Origin of the sequence: Endozoicomonas sp. YOMI1 (assembly GCF_024606345.1) — a bacterium.
In the GTDB taxonomy this organism is placed as follows: domain Bacteria; phylum Pseudomonadota; class Gammaproteobacteria; order Pseudomonadales; family Endozoicomonadaceae; genus Endozoicomonas.
Map to the genome: position 1 here is coordinate 1 of NZ_JAHHPM010000480.1, position 8520 is coordinate 8520.

Annotated in this window: 9 protein-coding genes; 3 read left to right on the forward strand and 6 right to left on the reverse strand. The window is 48.8% G+C overall.

Annotated elements, in window-relative coordinates:
- Positions 1 to 198: 198 nt before the first annotated feature.
- The 3 genes from KDK15_RS16830 to KDK15_RS16840 all read left to right on the forward strand — a co-directional run bounded on the left by KDK15_RS16830 (position 199) and on the right by KDK15_RS16840 (position 1909).
- A complete protein-coding gene (locus KDK15_RS16830; protein WP_257296549.1) occupies positions 199 to 531 on the forward strand; it encodes a hypothetical protein in 333 nt (110 codons plus the stop codon).
- Positions 464 to 1213: a hypothetical protein gene (locus KDK15_RS16835; protein ID WP_257296550.1), complete on the forward strand. Its 750-nt coding sequence runs from the start codon at positions 464 to 466 to the stop codon at positions 1211 to 1213. The genes KDK15_RS16830 and KDK15_RS16835 overlap by 68 nt, the downstream gene beginning before the upstream one ends.
- A 393-nt stretch (positions 1214 to 1606) precedes the next feature.
- Positions 1607 to 1909 (forward strand): DUF6506 family protein, encoded by a 303-nt coding sequence (locus KDK15_RS16840; RefSeq protein WP_257296551.1) that lies wholly within the window; start codon positions 1607 to 1609, stop codon positions 1907 to 1909.
- A gap of 49 nt (positions 1910 to 1958) precedes the next feature.
- Here the strand turns inward: KDK15_RS16840 and KDK15_RS16845 are convergent, their stop codons facing one another.
- The 6 genes from KDK15_RS16845 to KDK15_RS16870 form a co-directional block, all read right to left on the reverse strand.
- Entirely contained in the window at positions 1959 to 2735 is a 777-nt protein-coding gene (locus KDK15_RS16845) for a helix-loop-helix domain-containing protein (protein WP_257296552.1), read from the reverse strand.
- Between the two features lie 256 nt (positions 2736 to 2991).
- A complete protein-coding gene (gene kdsA / locus KDK15_RS16850) occupies positions 2992 to 3843 on the reverse strand; it encodes a 3-deoxy-8-phosphooctulonate synthase (protein WP_257296553.1) in 852 nt (283 codons plus the stop codon).
- Positions 3844 to 3902: 59 nt separating this feature from the next.
- Positions 3903 to 5534, reverse strand: a complete 1632-nt coding sequence (locus KDK15_RS16855) for a CTP synthase (RefSeq protein ID WP_257296554.1) — start codon at positions 5532 to 5534, stop codon at positions 3903 to 3905.
- 158 nt (positions 5535 to 5692) lie between these two features.
- Entirely contained in the window at positions 5693 to 7141 is a 1449-nt protein-coding gene (gene tilS, locus KDK15_RS16860) for a tRNA lysidine(34) synthetase TilS (RefSeq protein ID WP_257296555.1), read from the reverse strand.
- Complete coding sequence (accA, locus tag KDK15_RS16865) at positions 7138 to 8088, reverse strand: acetyl-CoA carboxylase carboxyl transferase subunit alpha (RefSeq protein ID WP_257296556.1); 951 nt, start codon at positions 8086 to 8088, stop codon at positions 7138 to 7140. Before accA ends, tilS begins: the two co-directional genes overlap by 4 nt.
- Positions 8063 to 8520: hypothetical protein (locus tag KDK15_RS16870; RefSeq protein WP_257296557.1), on the reverse strand; the 458-nt coding region annotated here is incomplete at its 5' end. The genes KDK15_RS16870 and accA, both read right to left, overlap by 26 nt.

Below are 8520 nucleotides of genomic sequence, written 5' to 3' on the forward strand. Positions count from 1 at the left end.
GTTCACCCTGAGCGGAGTCGAAGGGTGATTGGCACAGTCTTTATTCAGGGTATGGTGTACGCCCTTCGACTCCGCTTCAGGACGAACGGAGTTTGTCTTTCCCGGTTAGTTGCGGGCTTTTTTCCTGCCCCGGGCTAATGGATTGGCAAAGCGCTGGAATGGTGAATGGACATCCTGGATAAAAGGGGACCAGAGTAAATGCGTCCGAAAACCATAACACCTGTGAAGCATTATTGCTGCCATCAGTATGTATGCAGCATAACCAATGAAGAAGGCAATAATATCATTGAAGCGGTCAAGATGAGGATGCATCAGCAGGAGGAGAAACTACTTAGCCCACCTCCCCGAGTGGAACACCTCGATATAGAGACAGCACTCAAGCACGTGCCGGAACAAAAAAATATGATGATGGCCAGACAACGCAATGCTTCAAGACTGAATATAGACTTTGACAGGCAATCGGATGCTGCCTGGTCAGAAAGACAATCTGCAACAGGTATCGGCGTTGCCGGTACTGGCCCCCGTCACTGAATCTCACCCGGAAGGATATACCCCAATGAACCCCACTGCGGCAACGAATGAAGAAACGACACGGTCAATTGAGCGCTATCTGACAGCCAACGCCGGCAATGAGCCACTGAACACCCTTGGCATAACGGCGGACGGGCGGATTGTCCGGTTGGCAGAAGAAGATGAAAGCCAACAGCCGGAACTGCGTCGGCTGCTTGAACACCAGCTTGGGACCCTGCTTCCACGGGAGATAGACGGAACGGTCAGGAAACGGATAATTGAGAACTCGCTGAGCACTGATTTCCAGAATTACCAGGACAGAATCCGGTGGGACCGGCAAATCCGTAATCGGCTGTCGTATTTGAAAGAAAAGTATGCCGCAAAATTTGCCGTCATGAATGAGCGGACCAACACCACGTTTGCCCCAAATGGACTGACCAAAACCGATGGTATCGGGCTGCTGGAGAATGGAAACCTGTGGAGGTACGAGTTCAACAACTTCTTTACCCGGACACAATGGGAATTCGAAAAAAATTTTAAAAGCGGTAAGGCTGACGTTAAAGATTTTTACATGAGTAACGTGATTGCTCATCAGTTTGAACAGACTTTTCAGCACAATTGCAGTGAAATCTTTATCCGAGACCCCTCATTTTTGTCTGTGTATGTACACGTGAGCCCGGACAAGGCTGTGTACAGTACATGAAATGGGCGAACCATGTGCCAACTTATGGAAGATTTCTCCAGGGAGCTTTCAAATAATTATTTATTCGCTGTGAAGCCTGGCTACGTAGACGCTGCCACCCTACCCTGACCAGGTCACGAATTCAGGCTAAGGAAGCTGCTTAGACTTCATCATTGACTTCTTGATAGTATCCTACACGGAGTTAATTCCGGGCAGAAACAGATTATTCCACATTCAGCAGGCTCCGGTATGCATTCCCACGCGAGCATGGGGATAAAGGTTTACACTGCATGGGTATTAGTGCTTTTCTGGTCCTGGTATTCTTTCTTGCACTTCCTTTATCCTCTGCCAAAATTTCATTTCTTACTTTTCAACAAATCCAGTTTGCCTGACACAGGATTAAAAGGAGTACATATGAAGTTTGCTTTTATCTATGCCATGCCCGGATTACAAACCTCGTCCATACAGGAAAATATTACCGAAAAAGCCCACTTTTATTGTGTATCCGTTGATATGAACCATAAGGAAACCGCCGCGGATATCGCCAGAGAACTGGTTGAGAACAACGGCGTCCAGATGATTGAACTCTGTGGAGGATTGGCCAGCGCTGAAATTATTGCACTGGTAAAAGAAGAAACCGAAAACAGGGTGCCTGTTGGTGCAGTATTTTACGGGCCTGAAAGCAGAAAGCCCCTGATTGACTTGCTGGGACTTTAGCCATTCGAAAAGCGTTTATCTGAAGAACTCATAGATCTGTCATTATCCGCTACATGGGATTTATCCATGATTGCTCCTGAGAATCAGCCAGCAACTCATTCAAATGGTTTATATAATTAATGGCTCCCACCAATGTTTCAAATCTGGTGATTTTCGACGCAACTATCGCTGTGGGGAAATAATTTTCACAGAGCATTTCTTTTAAAACATTCATTTCAACCCTTAATACATGTACGCGGTCCCGTTCACGCTTATTGGCCATGCGTCGTTGCTTACTGACCCCTGTCAAGCGTGGTCCCTTGTGTTTCCTACTCTTGCCAGCTTTCTTCTTGTTAGATTCGTCAATATTACTCGGTGATAATTCAGTATCAGCAACTGGCAGCCGGTTGTTTTGACTAATATCTCTGGTTCTGCTTTCGATAGTAGGGAGTGACTCTATTTCTGCCTGTTCCCGGTGCGTCTGATCAGTACCCGTCAAGCAGTCGTTCAATGGCCTGCTTTGAGACTTGCCCGTACTTTCACTTGTTGAAACAGAAACTGCACCTTCATTGAAAATCAGAGGACGGGGCATTTCAGGATCTGTGTTTACAGCATTGATTTCGAAACTGGATAATGGACTATTAAAAAATGAACTGAACTGCGAGGGGGGGCTCTCAAGAGGAGAAATGGGTTCTTCTTTGATTTTCTGAAGCGTGTGCCCGACAAACAAAACATCACGACTTACTGACCCTGAATAATCAGGATCCTCATTATTAAAGAGATATTTCAAAGGATCATTGTGAGAACCATCGATTGAATATTTATTGGTATGGCTCATCCAATTCATAAAAGCACTCCTGATTCATTTACTAAACATATGACTAATACTAAAAACAATAGTTCATTAACTATAACAAATCAGAAGCCAACCCTACCAAAGATGGTGAAAGAAACGGGCTTATGATTACCGTTCAATTTACTGAGAGTTAAAAAAAATAGCCACCCTGGCTATTATTACCTCACGCAACAGAAAAAGTTCCTTTTTCATAAAAAAACTCCCGCTTCTGAACAAAAACAAGAGGTTCTGAGGAAAACACCTGTGCTTAGTGAGTATCCAGAGCTTCGAATGATTTAACCAGATCATCCAGTGCTTTCATCTGAGTCAGGAAAGACTCAAGCATGGACAGGCGCAGTGCTGAAGGGCCATCACAGCGGGCGTTGTCAGGATCAGGATGAGCTTCCAGGAACAGTCCTGCCAGACCAACCGCCATACCAGCTCGGGCCAGTTCAGTGACCTGGTGCCGTCGACCACCGGAAGCGGCACCCATTGGATCACGGCACTGCAACGAGTGAGTCACATCGAAGATAACCGGTGCACCGTCGCTCACCTGCTTCATGGTATGAAAACCAAGCATATCAACCACCAGGTTGTCATAGCCAAAGTTCACACCACGCTCACAGAGAATCAAACGGTCATTGCCCGCTTCACGGAATTTATCCGTGATATTCCCCATTTGGCCAGGGCTGAGAAACTGCGGCTTCTTGATGTTAATGACCGCACCGGTTTTAGCCATGGCTTCTACCAGGTCAGTCTGGCGGGCCAGAAACGCAGGTAACTGAATCACATCCACCACTTCCGCCACAGACTGGCACTGATGAGGTTCATGGACATCGGTAATCACCGGGAAGCCAAAGGTCGCTTTCAGTTCCTGAAAAATCTTCAACCCTTCATCAATGCCCGGACCACGGTAGGAGGCAATTGATGAACGGTTAGCCTTATCAAAGGAAGCCTTGAAGATATAAGGAATACCGAGCTTTTCGTTAACCCGTACATACTCTTCCGCCACTTTCATGGCCAAGTCTCTTGATTCCAGCACGTTCATCCCGGCAAACAGGACAAACGGCAGGTCATTAGCGACCTGAATGCCATTAACATCAACAATTTTGCTTTTCACAAACGTTCCTTCAGGCTTTCCAGAAAAAAAGCTACAAAAACAGGTATCATCGGTCAGCTTCAGTGAGAACCGTGCTTAAAAGTCTGCGCTGCATGAATAAAGGCAGAAAACAGGCCATGGCCATCCCGAGGCGTTGAAGTAAATTCCGGGTGGAATTGACAGGCTACAAACCATGGATGGTCCGAAACCTCAACAATCTCTACCAGACTGTTGTCTTCTGAACGACCGGCGATTACCAGACCAGCGTCTTTCAGTGCCTCAACGTAATGGTTATTCACTTCATAACGGTGACGGTGACGCTCGGTAATAATATCCTGGCCATAGGCTTCACGGGAGTGAGTACCGGCAACCAGGTTACAGTTCTGAGCACCCAAACGCATGGTGCCGCCCAGATCAGAACCCTCGTCACGCTTTTCAACCATACCATCAGCGTCGATCCACTCAGTAATAAGACCAACCACCGGATGGGCAACCTGACGATCAAATTCAGTACTGTTCGCCCCTGCCAGGCCGGCAACATGGCGGGCATACTCAATGACCGCCACCTGCATGCCAAGACAGATACCCAGGAAAGGAATCTTGTTTTCACGGGCATAGCGCACGGTCTGGATCTTGCCTTCAACACCACGGTGACCAAAGCCACCAGGCACCAGAATGGCAGACACCCCTGCCAGAACGGAAAGACCATCCTGCTCAATGGCTTCAGAGTCGATATAACGAATATTGACCTTGGTACGGGTTTTCAGACCGGCATGTTTGATCGCCTCAATCAGCGACTTATAGGCATCCAGCAGTTCCATGTACTTGCCGGTCATGGCGATGGTGATCTCTTCGGAGTAGTTAAACTCACGATCCACCACATCGTCCCACTCAGAGAGATCCGCTGGCTGACAGCCCAGGTTGAAGCGATCCACAATGATCTGATCCAGACCCTGCTCATGCAGCATCCGCGGAATTTTGTAAATACTGTCCGCATCTTCCAGGGAAATAACCGCACGCTCTTCTACGTTGGTAAACAGCGCAATCTTGCGGCGGGCCGAGGCATCAATGTAATGTTCGCTGCGACATACCAGGATATCCGGCTGAAGACCAATCGAACGCAGCTCTTTAACGGAATGCTGGGTTGGTTTGGTTTTGGTCTCACCGGCGGTTTTGATATAAGGCACCAGGGTCAGGTGCATCAGCATGGCACGTTGAGATCCCAGCTCTACCTTGAGCTGACGAATGGCTTCCAGAAATGGCTGGGATTCGATATCACCAACAGTACCCCCTACTTCCACCAGGGCGATATCCGCATCACCAGCACCTTTAACCACCCGGCGCTTGATCTCATCGGTGATGTGCGGAATAACCTGTACCGTTCCACCCAGATAGTCGCCACGACGCTCTTTACGCAGAACGTCCTGGTAAATCCGGCCAGAGGTAAAGTTGTTACCCTGCTTCATGGTGGTACGGATAAAACGCTCGTAATGCCCCAGGTCCAGGTCAGTCTCGGCACCATCTTCGGTAACGAAAACCTCGCCATGCTGGAAAGGGCTCATGGTACCCGGATCAACATTGATGTAAGGGTCCAACTTGAGCATCGTCACCTTGAGACCACGTGCCTCAAGAATGGCGGCGAGAGATGCCGATGCAATGCCTTTGCCTAACGAGGAAACAACACCGCCGGTGACGAAAATATAACGCGTCATGCTTACCTGCTGTGAATCAAATTAAAGCGGGGTGAAAAGAGAGTCTCAAGATGGGATATCAGGATACCAAAACCGGCAGTAAACGTAAAACCGTTATCCGGCTAATTGTTGGATAATCAGTCACCTAAGCCCCCTCGGTTTTCCGAAGGGGATTCAGGTTATCTGACGCTTTTCCAGCTTAGATAAATACCGTCAACGTTGCCAGAACAGTCATCAACACAGCTTTCATCAACACAACGCCAGAGACCCGGAGCAGCTACCATTTGGCCACCAGCAAACACCAATGGCAGATATTCTCTAAGCCAGGGTGGCACTTTATAGTCCTGCAGCCATTTTTTCAGAGTTTTTCGACCTTGCCGCCCAGCAATGGCAAACTTTTCATCGCCTGATATATGACAACGACGTTTTATCAGTAACGTTTTTTGTGGCAGTCGGATGGCGCGACCATTGTGCTCCTGTTTGGCACTGCAGATCAGAGACCGGTCTCCCAACACCACTTCCGGCTCATTCTGCCAGTCCCATATCATGGGCTCAAATGCCTGTAAGCTCACTTCTTCATCCAGCACCACCAGCATCTGTTGATAGCGAGTCAGGGTAAAGCGAGTTGTAACTTTCAGCAGAGGCTCGGCGTCGATTCGAGCCTCAACAACTTCACCAAAGATCTGTTCAAGGGTTTCTCTGGAGGGAGGTTGTATGCCCTGCCGTTTCAACCATTCGCGAACCACTCGCCGCTGGGAGCTGGTATCGAGGGATTGCAGAGTTGCCAGATTAATCAGCGGTTGCCGGTCAAGCAGCCATTGCGGGCGATAATCAATACACACGGCCAACTGTTCGGCAGTTTGTTGCTGTACGGTCTGATTGATCTGCCCCACTTCCCGCACAAATTCAACCAATCGTTCCGACGCACCCGGCCAGCGTTCTTCAACCATGGGGATCAGTCGCCGACGGAGAAAGTTACGGGAGAAGCGTTCATCCGTATTACTGTCATCTTCAATAAATTGGAGGTTATTTGCACAGGCATATTCGTCAATTGCCGATTGAGGCACATTCAGTAAGGGCCGTAACAACAGCCCATTACCCAGGGATCTTTTTTCAGGAATCCCCTGAATACCATCAACACCGGTTCCCCTGAATAACCTGAGCAAAACCGTCTCAGCCTGATCATCACGATGATGCCCCTGCAACAGACAGCCACCCTCTTTTACGGCATCGACAAATACCTGGTATCGAGCATCTCTGGCTGCCTGCTCCAAACCATGCCCGTTATTTTCCAGAAAAACTCTGGCTATCGTCAGAGGTACCTGCCACTGCTCACATAGAGACTGACAGTGCTCAGCCCACTGATCAGCATAGCGGCTCAAACCATGATGAACATGAACGGCGCGGACATCAGAGATACCTTCCAGGTCACGCAGGCAGGTCAGCAAATGGAGTACAACAGTGGAGTCAACACCACCACTGAATGCAACCGTTAAAGGGCATTCAGATACTGGTAGCTGTAGGCTTGAAGATAGTTGATTAAGCATCCACTCAGGACTGAGTGGATGACAGGAAGTGATCTCCAGACTCTTTTCTGCGACCGTTTTTGCCATCGTTTTCGAAATCAAAGCGCCCCAAAGTCCCTGATTTTCTGATAACGTTTTTCCAACAGGGTATCGCTGTCCAGTGCCGAGAGGATGTTCAGCTGATCCACCAGCGTTGCTTTCAAGCTGGCAGCCGCTGCTTCAGGATCACGGTGCGCACCACCCAATGGTTCCTCCACCAGGGTATCCACCAGACCCAGCTTTTGCAAACGACCGGCAGTTACCCCCATGGCTTCAGCGGCAGTAGAAGCATACTCGGCTTTTTTCCAGAGAATGGATGCACAGCCCTCAGGAGAGATAACAGAGTAGGTTGAATAACCCATCATCACCAGATGATCACAAACCCCAATGGCTAATGCGCCACCGGAACCACCCTCACCGATCACGGTGGAAATCACTGGCACTTTCAAGCGCGACATCACCGCAAGGTTGTAAGCAATTGCCTCACTCTGCCCACGTTCCTCGGCACCAATACCGGGGTATGCTCCCGGCGTATCAATAAAGGTCAGGATGGGCATATTGAAACGTTCAGCCATTTCCATCAGACGACAGGCTTTACGGTAACCTTCCGGTTTGGGCATACCGAAATTCCGGCGAACTTTTTCCTCGATCTCACGCCCCTTCTGATGACCAATTACCATGACTGGTCTACCATCCAGACGAGCCATACCACCAACAATGGAAGGGTCATCGGCAAAATGGCGATCACCATGGAGCTCATCAAACTCGGTGAAAATATGACGAATGTAGTCCAACGTATAAGGCCTTCTGGGGTGTCTGGCCAGCTGAGCCACCTGCCATGAAGAAAGGTTGCTGAAAATGGCATCCGTCAGACTGCGGCACTTATCCTGGAGTGTGGCAATCTCTTCAGTAATATTCAGCTCTGCATCGCTGCTGACCAGCCGAAGCTCTTCTATCTTGGCTTCCAGTTCAGCAATGGGCTGTTCAAAATCCAGGTAATTCGGGTTCATGAAGTCCACTTATCATGGCCGGATAGTAAATAGGGATCAAAATACGTAAACACCGCCAGAAAGTCGAGTTAAAAAGCGTAATCGCCTGTAAACAAAGCAACGGTATTGTAGCCCTCAAGGGCAGCAGAAAAGCAATATGAGAATAGGATGACACTTTGTTGGAAATGTGAATTCCTTGCCAGATAGGGGACACTTTTTGAAAGAAGGAACTCCGCCGCATGAAAATGAGAGCATTCAGGTCCCGGCCAATGCAACGTTGGCCTGCCGGTAAATTCTGAGTGCTTTTGGTGACCACAATAATCCGTGGCACGCCAGCCTGCCCCGAATGATCAGCAGTTACTAGGAGGCTGTCCGAGAATAGCGCCCGTCTAGGCGAACCCGTAGCGAGGATGGCAGAAAATTGAGGATAAAAATTCGGTTTTGTGAGGTGAA